At 36.8% G+C, this 19,404-nt stretch carries 18 protein-coding genes and 1 tRNA gene; 4 read left to right on the forward strand and 15 right to left on the reverse strand.

The features are described 5' to 3' along the window. Positions 1-280: 280 nt before the first annotated feature. From J3U42_RS07430 to J3U42_RS07455, 6 genes are all read right to left on the reverse strand, one after another. A complete protein-coding gene (locus J3U42_RS07430; protein ID WP_267336116.1) occupies positions 281-886 on the reverse strand; it encodes a hypothetical protein in 606 nt (201 codons plus the stop codon). Positions 887-1,406: 520 nt separating this feature from the next. After that, positions 1,407-1,643, reverse strand: coding sequence for a hypothetical protein (locus tag J3U42_RS07435; protein WP_267336117.1), 237 nt, complete (start codon positions 1,641-1,643; stop codon positions 1,407-1,409). Beyond that, positions 1,643-1,855 (reverse strand): hypothetical protein, encoded by a 213-nt coding sequence (locus J3U42_RS07440; protein ID WP_267336118.1) that lies wholly within the window; start codon positions 1,853-1,855, stop codon positions 1,643-1,645. Before J3U42_RS07440 ends, J3U42_RS07435 begins: the two co-directional genes overlap by 1 nt. Before the next feature lie 198 nt (positions 1,856-2,053). Then, a complete protein-coding gene (locus tag J3U42_RS07445) occupies positions 2,054-2,521 on the reverse strand; it encodes a hypothetical protein (protein WP_267336119.1) in 468 nt (155 codons plus the stop codon). A 116-nt stretch (positions 2,522-2,637) separates the two neighbouring features. Further along, the gene (locus tag J3U42_RS07450; protein WP_267336120.1) at positions 2,638-2,829 is read right to left on the reverse strand and encodes a hypothetical protein; all 192 of its coding nucleotides are present in this window, start codon (positions 2,827-2,829) and stop codon (positions 2,638-2,640) included. Between the two features lie 358 nt (positions 2,830-3,187). After that, positions 3,188-3,802, reverse strand: coding sequence for a hypothetical protein (locus tag J3U42_RS07455; protein WP_267329086.1), 615 nt, complete (start codon positions 3,800-3,802; stop codon positions 3,188-3,190). Positions 3,803-4,017: 215 nt separating this feature from the next. On the opposite strand from J3U42_RS07455, the gene J3U42_RS07460 reads away from it, so the two are divergent. Further along, entirely contained in the window at positions 4,018-4,632 is a 615-nt protein-coding gene (locus J3U42_RS07460) for a type VI secretion system-associated protein TagO (RefSeq protein ID WP_220217473.1), read from the forward strand. Positions 4,633-5,173: 541 nt separating this feature from the next. Here the strand turns inward: J3U42_RS07460 and J3U42_RS07465 are convergent. Further along, a tRNA-Arg gene (locus J3U42_RS07465) sits at positions 5,174-5,245 on the reverse strand. A 125-nt stretch (positions 5,246-5,370) separates the two neighbouring features. Here J3U42_RS07465 and J3U42_RS07470 point away from each other — a divergent pair. Beyond that, complete coding sequence (locus J3U42_RS07470; RefSeq protein WP_220217474.1) at positions 5,371-6,129, forward strand: MlaA family lipoprotein; 759 nt, start codon at positions 5,371-5,373, stop codon at positions 6,127-6,129. A 170-nt stretch (positions 6,130-6,299) separates the two neighbouring features. Here J3U42_RS07470 and J3U42_RS07475 read toward each other — a convergent pair whose 3' ends face one another. Beyond that, positions 6,300-7,097: a TIGR03915 family putative DNA repair protein gene (locus J3U42_RS07475; protein WP_220217477.1), complete on the reverse strand. Its 798-nt coding sequence runs from the start codon at positions 7,095-7,097 to the stop codon at positions 6,300-6,302. 3 nt (positions 7,098-7,100) lie between these two features. Then, positions 7,101-8,366 (reverse strand): putative DNA modification/repair radical SAM protein, encoded by a 1,266-nt coding sequence (locus J3U42_RS07480; RefSeq protein WP_267336121.1) that lies wholly within the window; start codon positions 8,364-8,366, stop codon positions 7,101-7,103. A 282-nt stretch (positions 8,367-8,648) separates the two neighbouring features. Here J3U42_RS07480 and fabB point away from each other — a divergent pair, with 282 nt between their 5' ends. Continuing rightward, entirely contained in the window at positions 8,649-9,860 is a 1,212-nt protein-coding gene (fabB, locus tag J3U42_RS07485; protein WP_220217479.1) for a beta-ketoacyl-ACP synthase I, read from the forward strand. 223 nt (positions 9,861-10,083) lie between these two features. On the opposite strand, the gene J3U42_RS07490 is transcribed toward fabB, so the two are convergent. The 6 genes from J3U42_RS07490 to fdrA form a co-directional block, all read right to left on the reverse strand. Then, positions 10,084-11,367, reverse strand: coding sequence for an MFS transporter (locus tag J3U42_RS07490; RefSeq protein WP_267336122.1), 1,284 nt, complete (start codon positions 11,365-11,367; stop codon positions 10,084-10,086). A gap of 216 nt (positions 11,368-11,583) precedes the next feature. After that, positions 11,584-12,816 carry a pyridoxal-phosphate-dependent aminotransferase family protein gene (locus tag J3U42_RS07495; protein WP_220217481.1) on the reverse strand — a complete coding sequence of 411 codons (1,233 nt, stop codon included), beginning with the start codon at positions 12,814-12,816 and terminating at the stop codon, positions 11,584-11,586. A gap of 65 nt (positions 12,817-12,881) precedes the next feature. Continuing rightward, on the reverse strand, positions 12,882-13,805 hold the full coding sequence (gene allS / locus J3U42_RS07500; protein ID WP_220217482.1) for an HTH-type transcriptional activator AllS: 924 nt from the start codon (positions 13,803-13,805) through the stop codon (positions 12,882-12,884). Positions 13,806-13,808: 3 nt separating this feature from the next. Further along, positions 13,809-14,765 carry a DUF2877 domain-containing protein gene (locus J3U42_RS07505; protein ID WP_267336123.1) on the reverse strand — a complete coding sequence of 319 codons (957 nt, stop codon included), beginning with the start codon at positions 14,763-14,765 and terminating at the stop codon, positions 13,809-13,811. A 3-nt stretch (positions 14,766-14,768) separates the two neighbouring features. Next, positions 14,769-16,025, reverse strand: a complete 1,257-nt coding sequence (locus J3U42_RS07510) for a DUF1116 domain-containing protein (RefSeq protein WP_267336124.1) — start codon at positions 16,023-16,025, stop codon at positions 14,769-14,771. Positions 16,026-16,039: 14 nt separating this feature from the next. After that, on the reverse strand, positions 16,040-17,707 hold the full coding sequence (gene fdrA, locus J3U42_RS07515; protein ID WP_267336125.1) for an acyl-CoA synthetase FdrA: 1,668 nt from the start codon (positions 17,705-17,707) through the stop codon (positions 16,040-16,042). A 461-nt stretch (positions 17,708-18,168) separates the two neighbouring features. Between fdrA and allC the strand changes: the two genes are divergently transcribed. Next, positions 18,169-19,395 carry an allantoate deiminase gene (gene allC / locus J3U42_RS07520; RefSeq protein ID WP_267336126.1) on the forward strand — a complete coding sequence of 409 codons (1,227 nt, stop codon included), beginning with the start codon at positions 18,169-18,171 and terminating at the stop codon, positions 19,393-19,395. Positions 19,396-19,404 lie beyond the last annotated feature (9 nt).

A 19,404-nucleotide genomic window follows, 5' to 3' on the forward strand; every position in this document is an offset into this window, starting at 1 on the left:
TGACATGGTGGGGGTCAGTGGTTCGAGTCCACCCGGGCGTACCATTCTAAAGCCTTATCCGAAAAGGCTTAGCAAGAATTCATCATCACCTCGTTTTTTTCTAGGGTAAAACTCATACTATTTTATAGTAAACTTTTGCGTCCTTCATTTCCATAAATTGAGTACTTACTCGATTATGCTTTAAATAGTTTGTTGTAAAACTTTTAAGAAACATTAGTTTTATTTAACTAAAGCGCTCAGTTATAACAATAAATTAGCTCATAAGATTACCCACATAAATTTACCACATAATGCCCTTGCAGTATGTTGTCTTTTTAGTGGGTACAATTAGCTCAAAGTTATTTTTAAGCATACATTGTTCAAAATTATACTCATTAAAACTTTTATAAAATAGAGAATCGGGACCTACAACTTTATAATCATAGTAAATACCATCTTTTGGTATATAACGAGCGCACGCCAGTTTTAGTTTATAAGCTTCAGAAGCTTTTTTACTGTCGTTGTTTATGAAAAATCTGGTGAAAATCTGATCTATAGTTCCTTTCATCTCTTCAGAGTCTTTACCAAAATGATAACCCTCAAGATAATTGTGCTGAATCGAGATTGCATATGCTAAATTCTCTTGAGATATATGCCCAGTTGAACATATATCGAGGAAGATCTTTTCAAGATTAACCTTTATATTTTCTGCTTCTTGATTACATTTTTCTAAATCATGCTTTGAAGCTTTAGATTTATTCCATAAAGTCGATCGCCAATATTTCCTTTTATAATTAGAATCTTCACTAACCCTTGTACCAAACACGCATAACTCACCGTCACTCGAACAAGACGCCACATTGAAAGCAATCATAGTGACAACAAAAATTTTGACTAATTTAACCATCAATTATTTCCTATATAATGGTGGAAAACCATTTTATATAAAATAACACATTTATTATCATTTGAAACGACATTTTAAAATTTATGTTAAGGTATAGCTTTAATTAACATGCAGGAACAAACACAAATTTTAACAATTTCAATTTAACTTGATGCTGTTAAATTTTATTTTTAATTCTGAAAAAATCTCTTAATTAACGTTCTTTCCATAAAACTGATGAGCTAGTTAATATGCCGAATTGTACTAATGCAAAATCCTTAACTAATTATAAATATCAACACAGGTTAAGCGTTGGTAATTATCGAGTTTTTTTTGATGGCTATATTCATATTGTTTGTATTGAATAGATGAAAAAACGTGATTATCAAACTTACTAATATACAGTTTATAAATAACGAACAATGACAACCACAATTTAGTCATGCTTTTTTGTCTTTTTTTAGTCCATTTTTATCTACCTGTTTTTTACTCATTAGAGTAGTTCAAAAATAGACAAATACACAAATTTATTTACAGGGTCTTATTTTGTTCTAGTGCAGATTCTTTTTATTTGGCTTTTTGATTTTTTCGCCTCTCCTTTTTCATTTGAGCAAGTTAAAAACATCTCAATGTCAAAAGTAAATTTGTTGATGGAATTTTTTATCAAACTTCGATTTATTTTATATTCACAATCATTTTGTTTACCTTCTATAGTTGGCTGTGTATAAGTTTTATTTGAGTCAGCTTCAACAACTTCATCGCTAGGTAATTTTAACATTAAAAGCCATCAACGATTTTATAGGGGTGTTTAAATTGTTCACTACTTTCTAAATAATAGTCTTCATATTCTTTAAATTTTGAATTGTACTTGCTTTCATATTTTTCTTCATTACAATCCCAGTTACCGACTAAATACTCATTAGTAACTTTATTATCACCACAACCAGTTAAAATAACCTCAATCAATCCAAGCAATACAAATTTTTTCATACTATCTCCTTTATTTTTCGTGAATGGTATGAAAATTATCATTTAATATCAATTATAATAGATTGAACATTCGTTTTGCGTGACATAGCTTGCCAAACTGCTCCTGAGTGTTCTTCAATACCATTAGCGAACTTTCGGCAAAAATTGGGGGAAAATTGAAAAGATAAAATAAAGCACTGGCAAATAATAAATGTTTTACTAGTGTTTTATTTTAATGCAATGCTCTTCAAATTTATTTTTAAAATTATCTTTTTCTTGTACTGACTCTGTATCATTACCGTTTATTACTGATAAAACACCAGTTATTTTGTACTCATTTTCTGAAATAAAATCTATTTTTCTTTCGATAATGGAAACATTTTTATCCTTTATGTTAATTCCTTTAATATTATAAATTGATTGGTATACAGAATAAGATTCCCAATCGTTTTTGAAAAGTTCAATCGGTAGAGTCCTTATGATTACTCCATCGTAAATTTTGTAAGTTACAAGAGTTTTCTCGCTTTTTACTTCACCATACTCTTGAAAAGCTCCATTTTTCCACTTAGCAAGTTGCTGAGTTATATTACACTCCCAATCGCCAACTAACATTTCTTCATTTATTTTCTTCTCACCACAACCAAATAAAGCTAGGCTAACAAGGCTAATTAATGCAATTCTTTTCATACCACATCCTTATGTTTTTGTTAATCTTATGTTATTTAATGGATTTAGGCAATAAAAAACCCACCGAGGCGGGCTGTATAATATATTTTAATTTAAGCATTTTTTCTAACCTTTCGTTAGTTTTTATAGCCTACGAAAGAAAAGGTTAAATCTCTTGTCGATTTAGTTCCTACTCTTACAATGAGCTTTTTATCATTCTGAATTACTTCATTCATAAATTCTTCTTTTCTGACACTGACATCACCTCTATGCAGACCCCATCGCATTTTAATTATTTTTTCTTTATTTACTCTAAAAATGATTTTCATTGCATCATTTGGTTGTCTTGCCAGTTTTTTGACTGTGGTATAAGACCTACCCTTTCACAACTAACCATAAGCTCAGCACTTTTAACCTCTTTATATTTCGTTATATCAATAGTGAATATAAAAACTTTTTTATCTGTAATAGGAGTAATAGTGATGTTAACGCTCCAATCTTGGTCATTAGTTTCATTGCATAAAGACTCGATGAGATAAAAACAATAAAATGGTGATACATATCCTTTTCATACATTTTTCTATAAATAATTTGGCTTAGTAATACGAAATTTATGAAATTTGCACAATAAAAAACCACCCTAAGGTGGTTTTTTAGCCTATGCGATGATAATAGATGAATTAAATTTTATCTTGAATAGGTAGTCATAACATCACGTCCATTAGTATTTTTGAATGTGTATTGAATATCCACCCACTGATTACCTGATTTGCTTTTAACAAATTGTTTTATTGTTAAAGAGCATCTTGGCGCATCTTTATAGTTATTATTAAGGTTATCAAGAAAAACCAAATATTCACCGCCTTCAACTGGTGTAAATACTATATTATCATAGCTACATGAACTGGATCTGTTTTCTTCTCCTGATGTATCAGAGAGGTTTGAATACCAATAATGCCAAATACTAGCATTAAATTTAAAAGTCTTATTTGCTGGAATATAAACATTATATGCAATTTCACTATTATTTGGAGTTGGTATGCCAAAGTTACGATCCTTGGTTTTTTCATCAAATTTTATTTTAGTTTCTGTATTATTGAGATAATTACCTTCTGTTTTACTCATTGAAAAAACACCAAAAATCATTGCAGTACTACTATTAAAATTTTTGGAATAAGTAAAGGTTACTTTGGCGACTTTATCACTAGGAAGAGGCTCAGAATAACTTTCATCTTTATACGTGGTGCAAGATGATATTAAAAAAGCAATACAAATTAACATTAATGGTAAAAATTTTTTCATCTCTATTCCTCAATAGTAAATTTTCTATATTTGCTCAATTATTGTACCATTGATGATTTGCAATAACTATAAAAAAATGAAACCACGCAGATAAACATGATGTAATCAATTGTCCATTATTCACCAAATCAGCGATAGATAATCAACAATTAAGCATTGATTTCCCCCAAAAAATACAATACTATTAAAGAGCGTTTAACTTATTGATTTTTATTATGAGAAAGACTTTATTTACCTTAATTGCTTTACCTTTTTTAGCCCTCGCTAATGATCAACTTGAGAAAGAAATCGACAGCTGTAAATCGCTGACTGACTCAACTCAAAGACTTGCATGCTACGATAAGATATTCGAGAAAAAAACTGAAAGCTCGATAGATAAAAATGCCATGGGCAAATGGTTTGTCCAACAAGGCGTATCACCCGTTGATGATAGTAAATCTGTGACCATAAGACTGAATGCTGATCGTCCAATAAACGCGCGATATAATTTAATAACACCTCATTTATATATCAGATGTAAAGAGAATGTAACTGAATTATATATCGATTTTGATACATTTTTACGTTCTAATGGTTTAACGCCCATAACACGTATTGACTCTGAAAAAGCGGTATCGAATAGAAGATGGGATATTTCAAATGATCATAAAGCAATATTCTATTCAAGCACCCGATCAAAAAAGACAACGGATTTTATTAAGGAATTAATCGGAAAAAATAAATTATTTATTCAAGTCACACCATACGGTGAGTCAGCAGTAAATACAACATTTACATTAACCGGGCTTGATGAAGCAATAAAACCGCTAAGGGAAACCTGTGGTTGGTAATGGTATGGAAAACTAAATTCTTTAAAATATATTAGATTACCTTAAACACAAATCTCAACATTAAATGTTAAGCAAAGATGAAATTGATCCGTTTCGCTTCAAATTCAAAGATCAATTTCATCATTATTAAAATAAATCTTAACTTATAAAAGATCCTTCCTAACCAACAATTGAAAGTAATATTTATTGTTCTATTAAAAACAGATTCAGATCAAACGGCGATCATAACCTTTTAGACACTGATAACGTTGTTAATTCATAGTGCATATAAAACAATTATTTGAAATTTAGCTTTCGACTTTTGGTATGTTATACAATTTATCATTATGCTTTGTTAATTTAATTGCTTCTATGAATAAGTCCAATCACGGTATTTTTGATAGGTTATCTCAAAATACCCTCAAATATACCGTAAACAGTTTAGAAAAGTTATCAATCTGAAATAATTGAAGGCGTTTTTTTAGTTATGTTATCAATGAAAAAAATAAGTTCCGATAAGGTTGTAAAGGCGGGTTATCGATTTTACCTGATTGAACGAATACGACCCCAGCAGGAATCGAACCTGCAACTAGCCCTTAGGAGGGGCTTGTTATATCCATTTAACTATGAGGTCACCGAGCCGATTATTCTAATCAATTTAAACAAATAATACCAATTAAATAACAAAAATTTTCCATTTTATACAAACATGATACAATTAGCTTATCAATAATATTAACAATAATAGAAGAATATATTATGAAAAAAAGAATAATTGGAATGATGATTACTGCATTAGCGCTAACCAGTTGCGCTACATATCAGCCTGAAACCAATACATATAGCGACCCGTTGTCTGGGGTTAATAAAGCGATGTTCAACGTCAATTATTATGCGCTTGATCCCTATATTTTGCGTCCAGCAGCAGTAGTATGGAAAGATTATGTCCCGTCTCCTGTACGTAAAGGCGTCGTTAACTTTTCATCTAACTTATCTGAACCGGCATCTATGGTGAATAACTTGCTTCAAGGCGAAGTTCATCAAGCCGGTACCCATTTAGCCCGATTCTTTATCAATACTGTTTTTGGTGTTGCAGGGGTATTTGATGTTGCCAGCATGGCTGATCCGCAATTAAAGAAAGGAAACAGACGCAGTTTTGGTGATGTGTTAGGTCATTATGATGTTCCTTACGGACCTTACGTCGTTTTACCATTTTATGGATCAGCGACACTTAGACAAGAAGGTGGTGACCTTGTCGATACCCTTTACCCACCACTAGTTTGGTTAGATTGGCAATGGGCACTAGCCCGTGGCGTAGTTGACGGTATTGAAGCTCGCGCCGTTGCGATTGAATATGAAGATATGCTTAAAAATAGTGATGATCCTTATAACTTCATGCGAAATGCGTATTTCCAACGTAATGATTTTAATGCTTCCGGTGGTAAAGTCGATCAACAAAAACAACAGCAACGAGAAGAAAGCATTAACAGCTTTATTAATGATATCGATTCACAATAATAATGATGAATCAACATTAACAACCGCCGACAAGCTCGGCGGTTTCTGTTTATATCACTTTTAATGATCATTAAACCGCTTTCAATAGTACTGACTATTAATTGGGCACAATATTGGTAAAAGCTCAATTTTATACTTAGTCCGCTCAAAATTTATATTTCAATAGACTCTTATAAACCCTGCATTTCCGGCAGATAATGCCAAAAGCGTCTAGGCATTTGTTGCCGTTGTAATTTTGGATTAACCCTTTCTTTAATCGTCAAGGCTTGGCAATAACGATGCCACATAGTCTGAAACAAAACTTCATCTTCCGTTAAGTATTTTTGATTAATTTTGCTGTTAACCAACAAATCATCTTGATCAGTTAAGGATATTTGTTCGATCTTTTCTAAATCGTAAAAATATCCGTATTGTCGTTTTTCATCATAAATAGCCCATTTTTGATCGGCATAGCGATCTTTAAAAAACTTCAAAACCAAAGGCAAAGCATTATAAATAGGCGCCACAACAGAAAAATAGATTTTCTCTTTAGCATGATTCTGATCTGTCGGGCTTTCAATAGTATTAAAACGGACAAATTGAATTAAGTGATGCCGCTCTTTGCTAACTTTTTTGGCAATTTCATGTACTGCAAGTACATCCGGATCGGCAAAATCGGTTTCGATTGATTGCTGAGACTTAAACACTTTGCAAATATAGCGAAAGATAATTAAATCACTTTCCGGAATTTCGGATAACCACACGTACATTAAATGATTGAGTGAGATTTTCGCTAATTTTTTATTTAGCGCGCTCATCACTCGTTCATATTTACTATTACGAAATTCGACATCATGGATGTTAGAAACCAATAAAGGCGCCACCTCACCCTGCCCTAATAAGCATTCCGGCATTTGTTTGAGTTTAAAAGCATCAAACACAGCGCAAAGTAATCCTTCAAAACTTTTGTCATAACTAAAGGCAAGCATCAACTACCACCCCATAACCAATTGTTGCGGCATATTGAGATTTTTCGCTTCCAGAAGTGGCGGTTCTTGCAAGGAAAGGCGGATGTATTCGGCTGAAGATTCAAGCAATTTAAATGTTTTCATTTCATGACAAACAATAAAAAATTGTGCTCGTTTCAATACCACGCCAATACGTTTAAGCGCCTCTAAATTCAGTTTACGATGGCGCCGAGCTAATACTATCATTTTAGCGGACTTAACCCCAATGCCCGGCACCCGTAAAATTTTTTGATAGCTATCACGATTTACATCAACCGGAAAACATTGCGGATTACGTATTGCCCATGCAAGTTTAGGATCAACCGTTAAATCTAAATCAGGATATTGCTCATTAACAATTTCATTCACATCAAAACCATAAAATCGTAGCAACCAATCGGCTTGATACAATCGATTTTCACGAACTCTTGGCACTTCTTGCACAACCGGCAATCTGCTGTCATAGCTGTTTACCGGAATAAAACCCGAATAGTAAACCCGCTTCATGCTTGGTCGCTTATATAATTTGGCGGTTAATTGCAAAATCTGATTATCGGTTTCATCGGTCGCACCAATAATCACTTGCGTACTTTGCCCTGCCGGAACAAATTTTGGAGTCGATTTAATTTTTTTGCGATCTTCGATATTCTCTAACAAGTTTTGCTGGATATGGCGCATCGGTTGATAGATGCTTTGATGATCTTTATCCGGCGCTAATAATTTTAAATTCTTTTCGGTGGCAATTTCTAAATTCACACTCATCCGATCGACCAATAGTCCCGCTTCGGTGATCAATTCATTACTTGCGCCGGGTATAGCTTTCATATGAATATAACCATTAAAATGATACTCATTGCGCAAAATTTTGACCACACGAATCATCTTTTCCATTGTGTGATCCGGGCTTCTGACAATTCCGGAACTAATAAATAGCCCTTCAATATAGTTACGGCGATAAAATTCAATCGTTAAATCAGCCAACTCTTTTGGCGTAAATCCGGCACGAGGGATATCATTACTTTGTCGATTGATACAGTAAGCACAATCAAACATACAGTAGTTAGTGAGCATGATTTTTAGCAAAGAAACACAACGACCGTCGGCAGTAAAACTGTGACAAATGCCACAGCTACTAGCATTACCAATGCCTTTATGCTTATTACTTCGAGAAGTGCCGCTCGAAGCGCAAGAAATATCATATTTTGCCGATTCGGCTAATATTTCAAGCTTAGCTATCATTTTCTCATTCATTTATTCACTCACTTATAAACTGTATATTTGTACAGTATAGCGTAATCAGTATTCGCATCGCAAGTAAATATTGTGTATTAAAAGCGTTGTTTAAATCATAAAAAATCAAGCGACGATAGAATTTTGTTTTATTAAATTTTTTAATATTAATTCGATTAATCAACTAGTTGATATGAAATTGATTATAAAAAAAGAGTTAAGGTATTGTTCAGCTTACAACTGTACGCTATAATCAGCGGAAGTTTTCATATAAAGCCAGATAATTTAGGAGTAAAGCATTAAATGAAACGTGTTGTTATTACAGGGTTAGGGATTCTATCAAGCATAGGGAACAATACTAAAGAAGTTCTCGAATCATTAAAAGTAGGTCGAAGCGGCATTACTTTTTCACAAGAAATGAAAGATAGTGGAATGCGTAGCCATGTATGCGGAAATGTAAAACTGGATACGACAGGACTAATTGATCGAAAAATTGTCCGATTTATGAATGATGCTTCTATCTATGGTTATCTGGCATTACAACAAGCAATTGAAGATGCTAAATTGACCCCGGAACAAGTTTCTAATCCTCGCACAGGATTGATTGCCGGTTACGGTGGATCGACAAAAACACAATATAATGTTGTGGCTGGTATGAAAGAAAAAGGATTGCGTGGCGTTGGACCTTATGCCGTGACTAAATCGATGTCATCTGCTATTTCGGCTTGTTTAGCAACACCATTTAAAATCAAAGGTGTGAGTTATTCAATGACCTCAGCTTGTGCAACTTCTGTTCACTGTATTGGTCATGCTGCCGAACTAATCCAACTGGGCAAACAAGACATTGTTTTTGCCGGTGGCGGTGAAGAACTGTGCTGGGAAATGTCATGTGAGTTTGATGCAATGGGTGCTTTATCGACTAAATATAACGATACGCCGGAAAAAGCTTCACGTGCTTACGATGCCAACCGTGATGGCTTTGTTATTGCCGGTGGTGCCGGTATGGTGGTCGTTGAAGAGCTTGAACATGCATTAGCCCGTGGCGCTCACATTTATGGTGAACTGGTTGGTTATGGTGCTACTTCTGACGGTTATGATATGGTAGCGCCGTCTGGTGAAGGTGCAATGCGTTGTATGCAAATGGCGATTGCGGATTTAGATGCACCGGTTGATTATATCAATACTCATGGTACATCAACTCCAGTTGGTGATGTTAAAGAGCTTTGGGCTATCAAAGAAGTATTTGGTGATAATATCCCGGCAATTTCATCAACCAAATCGATGACTGGTCACTCTTTAAGTGCAACTGGTGCACAAGAGCTTATCTATTCATTACTCATGTTAGAGCACGGCTTTATCACGCCAAGTATCAATATCGACGAACTTGATGAAGCGGCTATCGGCATGAACATTATCACCGAACCGACTGAACGTGAATTAACCACAGTAATGTCTAATAGCTTCGGTTTTGGTGGAACTAACGCATCAATTGTCATGAAAAAATATCAAGGCTAATGCTTTAATCAATTAGCAAAATAAAAAAACCGTTCACTTCATAAGAACGGTTTTTTTGTTGGTATATTATCTTCAAATGCTAATCATTGATTAATTTCAATTAAGCTAAGTATTAAATCTTCAGTCTAATTGTTGCCTGCATATATTGCGCCGTTGGCTAAATTGTTAATCTTTGGCTACTTCCCTCTAAAAATCCTTCAATAACAACCTAAGTTAAATTGCCTTAAAGTGTTATTTTTTGGATAAAAAAGGTCAAAACCGCTGATCCTATAAGTGATAGCACCATAAATAAAAAGGCATGATGATATCCACCACTGGCATTATCAATTAAAAAGCCGATGATAAACGGTGAAACCACGCCGGCAACTTGTCCACCAAAGTTAACAACACTCGACGCTTTGCCCATAATGGCGGTTGGGATAAGATGCATCAACATTCCCCAAAAAATCGCAAAGGCGATAAACATAAATAAAGCTGAAATACATTGGAAGACAATAGCAGCATTAAGATTTTCAACCTGATACATTAAAAACAAAAAAGCGCCGGATAACAGTGCTGTAATACCATAGAGATATTTAAGTTGTTGTTGAAACTTATCGGCAAAATACCCGCCAACTAAGGTGCCTAAAGCCCCAAATAAGAACGGAATGGCAGCCCAAATCCCTGTTTTAGACAGTGATAAGCCCCTTGCCTCAAGTAGATAACTGGGTAACCAGGTCGTAAATCCCCAAAAGGTGATATCAAATAAAAACCAAATCAGCGATAACTTCCAAAGGATTGGCAATTTTAATACCGCAAGCAATGAAAACGATCGAGTTTGCATCTCAATATTTTTCTTATCGTTTTGTTGATCAGTCTCTAACAGATGTAACTCATCGGCACTGATTAAGCGATTTTCTGCCGGATGATTACGAATATAGCGATAAATAAGCAAGCCTAAGATAAGACCCGGTACACTTAAAATGACAAAAACCTCTCGCCAGCCTAGCCACTCAATGATAGTCACGGCCACAACAACAGAAATTGCCGGACCTAAGGTATTAACAGAAGATTGAATGGCGGTTGCTCGTCCTCGTTCATGAGGGGGAAAATAAGTGGCAATGACTTTCCACGAGGACGCTGGAAAACAGCCCTCACCTGCACCAAATAGGAATCGTACCAACAACATCAAAGGCAACCAATAGATCAGCCCGGTAAAGAAGGTAAAAATTGACCACCATATAATGGCAAATGCCATAACTTTACGGGGCCCAAATTTATCGGATAAATAGCCACCGGGAATTTGAAACAGCGCATAACCAATAAAAAAAGCACTGATTATCGAGCCTTGCACGGTTTTATCTAAACCAAGCTCACTGCCGATAAAAGGCAACGAAACATTCATGACCATTCGATCAAGAAACGATAATAACCAACCCGACCACAATAATAATAAAATGGTATAACGCCCTTTCCATTTTTTTTGATTATACCCAGATGTAGGCATTTTATTAGCTGAGATATTCATTGAATCTCCTTATGCATTTTAAAGTAACATCCCAAATAACCTGCTGCAAAAAGGGTTACCTTTTGTTGCAATAAGGTAATATGGTTAATAACCTGATTTTTATGCTACCAACGTTAGCCCATGCAGCCGCATTTGAAGTAACTCATCTAGCAATAACTTCACTGGGTATAAAGCTAGCTCACTTGTTGTGAGCTTTTATTATTATGTTAATGACAACTATTTTTGATAAACATCCCAAGCTGCTTGTAAGCCGGCACCTTGCGTAGTTTTAAATCCAACACGATTAAGCACTGCTTCAAATGCGGTTAATGTTTGCAGTACGCACGGTTTTCTTGCGTTATAACCCATAGTACCAATACGCCACACATTGCCTTTAAGAGGCCCAAAGGAAGCACCAATTTCAATGCCAAAATCGTTTAGCATCAAATTGCGCACTTGCAGATCATCAATATTATCGGGACGTTTTACCCCAACCACATTATTCATTTTATGTTTAAGATCACCAAATAACTCCAGTCCCATAGCTTGCAGGCCGGCAACCATTGCTGCGCCATTAATTCGGTGACGCTCGATAACATTATCTAACCCTTCCTGAAGCACGATACGGGCGCACTCTCTTGCCGCATAGAGCATTGAGGTTGCTTCGGTGTGATGATTGATACGCTCAGCGCCCCAATAGCGAATGATCATATCGATATCAAAGTAGTTAGAGTAAATCATCTCATCACTTCCGCTACTATCACCTTCAGCACGAATACCCAGTTCAACACATTTACGAGACTGAATAATATCAACCATTTGTGGGCTAAGTGTTAAAGGCGCAACGCCCGGCGGACCACTTAAACATTTTTGTAAACTGACTGAAACCCCGTCAAGTTGCCATTTATCAACTTCAAGCTCATTACCGACAATCGAGGCAGTTGCATCGACATAAGAAAGTACGCCATGGCGACGGCAAATTTCACCAATTTTATCTAATGGTTGGATTAAAGTTGTCGAAGTATCGCCTTGCACACAAAGTAATAATCGAGGCTTAACTTTTTTGATTGCATCTTCAATAACATTTGGATCGAAAACTTCTCCCCATGGCACTTCGATAGTATGAACTTCCGCCCTTGCCCGATGTGCAATTTCACACAGTAATAAACCAAAACGACCAAATACAGGCACAAGCACTTTGTCACCCGGGCGAATGGTTGAAACTAATACGGCCTCAATACCGGCTCGAGCAGTACCGTCAATAACGAACGTTTGTTCATTTTTGGTTTTAAAAATATCACGATAAAGTGCCATAGTTTGATTCATATAATCTGTCATCACGGGATCAAACTGTCCAATTAATGGCGCAGCCATAGCCCTTGTTACACGCGGATCTGCATTAATTGGGCCAGGCCCCATAAGTAATCGAGACGGCGGATTAATTTGATCATATTTGTCTAGGTCTAACATGTATTTTTCCCTTATTGATTTCGATTTAATCTTGTTAACATTCACATTACATTGTGATGCGGTGACTATCTTTTCTTATCGATATTTTTCAAAAAATTATTCGTAATGGGGTGATGAAACTTAAACAGATTCACAATTTCACTCATCACTTTACCCATATGCGTTTTTTTCCATGCTAATGAGAGCGGCGAAGGCTTGCGCTCATTAATCACTTGGCATTGAACCAACTCACCCGAATCTAAATAAGGTTGACAGATCGACTTAGGTAAAAAGCCAATACCTAAGCCTTTTAAATGGCAAGCTAATTTGGTGGTGATATTCGGTACAATGATTTCAGACTGACTTGGCAACAACCATGCAACACGTTTATTCATATGAATAGAGGTATCTTCAATATTAACAGCAGAATATTTACGGAGTATTTCGTTGGATAATGGACCTTCTAATTGAGTAATAGGATGATTTTTTGCCGCAATAAATACCCAACTAATTTCGCCTAATGGAAATATATTTACCATGTTATCCAATGATTCAGTGCCTGTTGCACCAATAGCAAGATGACATTCACCGTGAAGCAACGAATCCCAAACCCCCATATAAACCTGGCGGGTAAAATTAAAATTAGTAAACGGGAATTTTTCTTTCAAATGGGTTAACAAATCGGTCACAGCATCAACATCGTAAAGCAAATTATTGATGGTAACATTCACCTTACGTTCAACCCCGTCCCGAATCTGTTGTAACTCATCAGGCATGGTGGTCAACCACAACAACCACTGGCTACAATGCTCATATAAATGCTGACCGGCAAGCGTTAAACTGACAGTGCGAGTTGTCCTTTCAAAGAGCTGGGTATTAAGATCTGCTTCTAATGATTTAATGCGATAACTAATAGCGGCAGGGGTTTTATATAAAAGTTTAGCGGCTTTTGAAAAGCTATTGCACTCAACCACTTTAGTAAATGTTCGCATTGTTTCAGTATCTAACATGATTTAATCCCTAATAATAAAACGATCGATACCTAGCCAAATGCCAAATAAAAGATCGGCACCGGATGTATGACCATAATTTAATAATTTATGGATCGATACATGGTGGTATTTACCTTGTGCTAATGCTCTAACCACTTGCATAACCAGTAAAGAAAATTGGCGTTTTAACGCATACTGTAAAAAAGTGGCACTAATGGTGGTGGTCAGTTTATCTAACGGCATAGACTGCATAGCTTTTTGCAATCGTTGTAACGGCGCATAAAAACGCTCATCACACGCCAGTACCGCTAAGATCCCAACGATAATATCGTCATAACTCGGGGTTAATCCCACGCCTAAACCGATAAAAGGGGTGAGATCGGCGCGATTACCTGCCAGTAAATTCGATAATTGGAGACATAAATTTTCTAATTCTGCTTGATACGGCGTTAGAATCAGATTGCCTAACTGACCGTGTACCCCAGTAGAATTATTGATCTGTTGCAGTAATTGAGCAACACCCTTTTTATCAAAGGATAGAGCAGGATCGGGCTTGAGTTCTAAATGGCAAACATGGCTTGCCTGATCAATGCTGATATGACCAATCTTTAATTCGCCGTTAATGGTTTGATTGATAGTTAAATGACTATCCGTTAGTGCGGCTTGAACAGTGTCAAAATCTGCGGTTTTCAGCACCCTACCCATTGGCGCAAATCCACTTCCATAGCGATGAAGAGTAATTAATTGTTGCTGCTGATTAATCAAATTAATGGTATGTCGATGTTGACTAAAAACAGTTAATTTTCCTTCACGCAAAGGCAGTTGTGAACTGCTTACTAATGGCTTTATAGGAGAGCAATAATTTGGCATCAATAACATGCAGCGCTGCCGATATTCATCGGCAGATAACTTAACGTTGAGTTGCGATTGGGTCATCGCTTTTAATAATTTTGCGTTTACTGCATGTGTTTGATTCATAAATTACACTTTTAATTTTTCTGCTAACGCCTCGAGTGCTTTTTCAAAACACGCTAATGGAGCACGTACGGTGCCTGCACCAATTTGACCCACGCCTGCTTGTTTATGGGCAATTCCTGTATTAATAAGAGGCGTGATGCCTGTTTCCACAATACGGCGGATATCCAATCCCATACAACAACCTTGAAAGTTCCATGAAGGGATTTGAAATAGCATATTGTGCGCTAAAAATATCTCACTCATCTCTTCTGATATTTCTAATGCAACATCTGCGCCACCTGCGCCAACAAATCGAGTTACCCCCGGCGCCGCAACCATAGCTGCCCCACCAATTCCAAAAGTTTCGGTAATGGCGCTATCGCCGATATCAGGGTTGGCATCTTTTTGAGAATAGCCGGTGAAAAATAGCCCTTGCGGCGTATTAACCGGTGCAGTAAACCACTGATCACCTAGCCCACTGACTTTGATACCAAAATCTTTACCATTACGGGTCATAGCAGTCACAATTGTGCCGGCTTGAATTTGTGCCGCACTGTCCATAACTGACTTACAAAATGCCATTGCTATGTTCAAAAAGAACTGATCGGTGACACTTAAAAATTCAAAAATTTTCGCCATTTCTGCTTTATCACGGTTAAGTAAAGCTAATTTAGGCGATAAAGTGCGCAGTAAAAGTGCGGAAGCGGCAATATTGCGTTGGTGGAACTCATCACCCATTGAAATAGCTTGTGCCATTAGTGCCGTCAGATCAATACCGTTATCAAAAAGCTTTAATGCCTCATTTAATGCGGGTGCTAATGACACTTTCATCCAATGATGACGATTGAGCACTTCTTCACCATAAGCGCCAAAACGCATCACTTTGCCAATACCTTCATTTAAATTACAGTAAGCTCGATTACCATGTGTGATATTTTCAACCACCACCATTGGCATATTTGCCGAAGTAATTCCCCCCATTGGGCCTACTGCATTTACTGAATGACAAGGAATAAATTCAACTTTGCGATTTTCGAGCAATTGCAAGGCTTGTTGTTCGTCTTGTGCCCAGCCTTCAAATAAACAAGCGCCTATGCACGCCCCTTGCATTGGTCCGGTCATATCGTGCCAAACAATCGGTGGGCCTGCATGTAATAATTTATATCCTTGTGCTAACGTTGGCACGGCTTCTTTTGCCGCAATAACCCCTATCCAGTGTGGTCTGGCGGCTTTAATTCGCTCAATAATTGCTTGGTTTGCTTCATTGATTGATGTATTCATATTATCAAAACCTCTTAATTTAATTTTTTCAAAATAGCCGCTAACTTCTTGTTTCCACCCGCTATTGGCGCCCATTGATACTGCACCACTGGAATATTTGATGCTTGAAGATCTTCAGCAAAACTACGTAGCCCGGCATTGATCACGCTAATATGGTTTAATAAAGGATAGGATCTAACCGGTGTTGACGCTTGACCAGCGGTGATAAGTCTTTTGGCAAGTAATACAGCTTCCGGTAAATTGTCCATGACAATGATATTTGCCGATTTGAGTGCTTCAATTTGTTGATGACGCGACTGCGGATCTTGCTCCGATCCGGTAACAGTCACAATAGCAATTAACGGATTATCAGCAGATCGCACAGCACAAGCACGGCTAAAGCCACTAATTACTGATTCGGCAGGATCGGCATTAGCGCCATAACCAATAACCAGATCCATTAACACAACGCCAACCGCAGGCTGTTGACCAAGTTGCGCAATTTCTTCTTCACGAATTGAAGGATCAATCATTGGATGTGGTCTGCCAACTGTATAAAAATCATCGCCTAGATCGATAATTTTATGTCCGTTTTGATCTAACATTATGCCTTTATCATGGCTGTGGCTAACAGCAAGATCGAGCGCTTTAGCTAACAACATTGCCACTTCAGCCGCTAAAGTTCCACCGGTATAAAGACCACTAATAGTTTTACCTGCAACCGTTGGTAACTGACAGGCTGCCGCTTCAACTTTCGCCAATAAACAAGCCAATCTGGCCGCTTCATCTAAGGTATTGGCAAAATAGATATTATCTTCTTGTGGCTGATCAATTTTTGAGGCTAAAAACAGAGCAACAATTGGCTTATTGATCTGTTTCATTGCGGCAATAACTTTTTTACGCACATTTTCTGCAGGCGGTTTAGAGATAAAAGTAATCACCTGAGTCGATTCATCAGCCGCTAACATTTTTAGTGCCGTAAGCGCACTAATACCGCCTACTTCTTCAGACAGATCACGACCACCTAAACCGATCGCTTGAGTAATCCCCTGATTTAATAAGGCAATTTGCGAGATCACCTCTTGAATACCGGTACCGGATGCGCCAATTACACCGATATTTCCTTTCGGGATCACATTAGCAAAGGCTAAAGGGGCACTGGCAATAATTGCAGTACCACAATCAGGCCCCATAACGATCAGATCTTTTTTATCAGCTTTAGTTTTTAAACGGACTTCATCATCGACCGAAACATTATCGGAAAATATCATCACATTTTTATTATCATCTAACGCTTGATCGGCTAGCTCAGCTGCATACTCGCCGGCAATGGAAATTAAGATAAGATTAGCATCGGGTAGTTTTTCGGTGGCACTGGCATAGCGTCGGGCTTTAAGTAGTTTTGTTCCGCCTTGTTGTTGCTGAGCAATGTTTTTCAATGCATCTTCTAACTGATCACTAATCAGCGCTATAACGTTTGTCGAATCATCATGGGTTTTGATAGCAACACAGATATCATTTGGGGTGGCATCGTTGAAAGTATCACTCCAAAAACCGGTGGCATTTAGCAATGATTTATTGGCAGGAGTGCCCATCATGACAGAAACTTCATCCACTTCTTCAAGATTACTGAGTTTTTTCGAGATTAACATCAAACTGACCGAGTCTTGAAAGCTTCCTTTTTTTATAAAAGATTGAATCATGAGAATTTGCCTCTCAGTTATAAAAATAGTTATCTAAACACTGATTGAATATAACTCAATAGCCACTCATCACATGTTTTGAAACATCTCTATGACGGAATAAAATAACTTCACAAGGCGAATTCTGATACCCGTTTGGATCTGTGTCATTACACTGGTAATGAGTTTATCTATTAAATCTAATTATCAGACTGTATTTATATATTACGTAAAAATGATTGAATAAGTAGGTTAGATGTCACAAATTGGCAATTGAATTAGAAAAATAAAATTATTTAAAATCATATAGATAAATTATTATTAAAAAATTTTTTATAATAATAACTCATTAATTTAATTAAATTTTACAAAATCAAAAAAGCTGGTTTGATCACATTATTATTTGCTATTAATAGTATCGTAGTTAGCAAGTTGAGAGAAAAATTGTTAATAATCGAAAGTTGAATAATAGGTAAATGCTTATGAATATCTTATATGATGATGTTGCTAACGCAGTGAAATGGATATCAAGTTTTGGTGGATTAGAACAAGGCGGAACAACACGTTTACTTTACACAAGTGAATGGCTTGACGCACAAAATGCGCTAAAAGATAAAATGACCGAAATCGGCATGGAGAGTTATTTTGATGACATCGGTAATTTATATGGTCGATTTGAAGGAAGCAAATATCCCGATCAAATCATTATGTCAGGCTCACATGTCGATACCGTTGTCAACGGTGGAAAACTCGACGGGCAATTAGGTATTATTGCCGCATTACTGGCTATGGAGTATTTAAAAAAACACTATGGACAGCCATTACGCACCTTAGAACTTATCTCAATGGCAGAAGAAGAAGGCAGCCGTTTTCCTTATGTCTTTTGGGGAAGTAAAAACGTGTTTGCCATTGCTAATCATCAGGATGTCGAATCGATTGAAGATAGCAACGGCATTAAATTTGTTGATGCCATGAAAGCGTGCGGATTTAAATTTAACACCAAACCTGCACGAGACGATATCAAAGCATTCCTTGAAATTCACATTGAACAAGGTGGCGTGCTGGAAAAAGAACAAAAAAGTATTGGTGTAGTAACCAGTATTGTCGGACAAAGACGCTACAACATCCGACTGATTGGCGAAGCCAACCACGCAGGCACAACCCCAATGGGTTACCGCAAAGATGCCGTCTATGCCTTTAGCCGGATCTGCAATGAATCAATCGATAAAGCCCTTAAAGTGGGTGACCCACTAGTTTTAACCTTTGGTCACGTTGAACCGGTACCTAATGTGGTTAACGTAGTGCCCGGTGAAGTACTTTTTACCATTGATTGCCGTCACACCGATAAAGCCGAATTAGTCGCCTTTACTCAACAGTTAGAAGCGGACATGTTACGCATTGCAGCAGAGCTTGGACTTGAAATCGAAATTAATCGCTGGATGGATGAAGATCCCATACCAATGGATGATAAATTGATCAAGATGCTAGAGCAGATCTGCCAAAAAGAACAATTAAGTTATCAGGTCATGCATAGTGGAGCTGGGCATGATTCACAAATCTTTGCGCCATTCGTACCGACTGCAATGTTATTTGTGCCGAGTATAAAAGGTATCAGTCACAATACTGCCGAAGACACCAAAACAGAAGATCTGGTTGAAGGCATCAAAGCATTAACCTATGCACTTTATCAATTAGCATATCAAGAGTAATAAGGAGTT

It is taken from the genome of Gilliamella sp. B2923 (assembly GCF_026536565.1).
In the GTDB taxonomy this organism is placed as follows: domain Bacteria; phylum Pseudomonadota; class Gammaproteobacteria; order Enterobacterales; family Orbaceae; genus Gilliamella.

Excerpts from the sequence above, each read along its gene's own strand:
- J3U42_RS07430 (WP_267336116.1), bottom strand. The coding sequence starts at position 886 with ATGGTTAAATTAGTCAAAATTTTTGTTGTCACTATGATTGCTTTCAAT.
- J3U42_RS07435 (WP_267336117.1), bottom strand. The coding sequence starts at position 1,643 with ATGTTAAAATTACCTAGCGATGAAGTTGTTGAAGCTGACTCAAATAAA.
- J3U42_RS07440 (WP_267336118.1), bottom strand. The coding sequence starts at position 1,855 with ATGAAAAAATTTGTATTGCTTGGATTGATTGAGGTTATTTTAACTGGT.
- J3U42_RS07445 (WP_267336119.1), bottom strand. The coding sequence starts at position 2,521 with ATGAAAAGAATTGCATTAATTAGCCTTGTTAGCCTAGCTTTATTTGGT.
- J3U42_RS07450 (WP_267336120.1), bottom strand. The coding sequence starts at position 2,829 with ATGAAAATCATTTTTAGAGTAAATAAAGAAAAAATAATTAAAATGCGA.
- J3U42_RS07455 (WP_267329086.1), bottom strand. The coding sequence starts at position 3,802 with ATGAAAAAATTTTTACCATTAATGTTAATTTGTATTGCTTTTTTAATA.
- J3U42_RS07460 (WP_220217473.1), top strand. The coding sequence starts at position 4,018 with ATGAGAAAGACTTTATTTACCTTAATTGCTTTACCTTTTTTAGCCCTC.
- J3U42_RS07470 (WP_220217474.1), top strand. The coding sequence starts at position 5,371 with ATGAAAAAAAGAATAATTGGAATGATGATTACTGCATTAGCGCTAACC.
- J3U42_RS07475 (WP_220217477.1), bottom strand. The coding sequence starts at position 7,097 with ATGCTTGCCTTTAGTTATGACAAAAGTTTTGAAGGATTACTTTGCGCT.
- J3U42_RS07480 (WP_267336121.1), bottom strand. The coding sequence starts at position 8,366 with ATGAATGAGAAAATGATAGCTAAGCTTGAAATATTAGCCGAATCGGCA.
- fabB (WP_220217479.1), top strand. The coding sequence starts at position 8,649 with ATGAAACGTGTTGTTATTACAGGGTTAGGGATTCTATCAAGCATAGGG.
- J3U42_RS07490 (WP_267336122.1), bottom strand. The coding sequence starts at position 11,367 with ATGAATATCTCAGCTAATAAAATGCCTACATCTGGGTATAATCAAAAA.
- J3U42_RS07495 (WP_220217481.1), bottom strand. The coding sequence starts at position 12,816 with ATGTTAGACCTAGACAAATATGATCAAATTAATCCGCCGTCTCGATTA.
- allS (WP_220217482.1), bottom strand. The coding sequence starts at position 13,805 with ATGTTAGATACTGAAACAATGCGAACATTTACTAAAGTGGTTGAGTGC.
- J3U42_RS07505 (WP_267336123.1), bottom strand. The coding sequence starts at position 14,765 with ATGAATCAAACACATGCAGTAAACGCAAAATTATTAAAAGCGATGACC.
- J3U42_RS07510 (WP_267336124.1), bottom strand. The coding sequence starts at position 16,025 with ATGAATACATCAATCAATGAAGCAAACCAAGCAATTATTGAGCGAATT.
- fdrA (WP_267336125.1), bottom strand. The coding sequence starts at position 17,707 with ATGATTCAATCTTTTATAAAAAAAGGAAGCTTTCAAGACTCGGTCAGT.
- allC (WP_267336126.1), top strand. The coding sequence starts at position 18,169 with ATGAATATCTTATATGATGATGTTGCTAACGCAGTGAAATGGATATCA.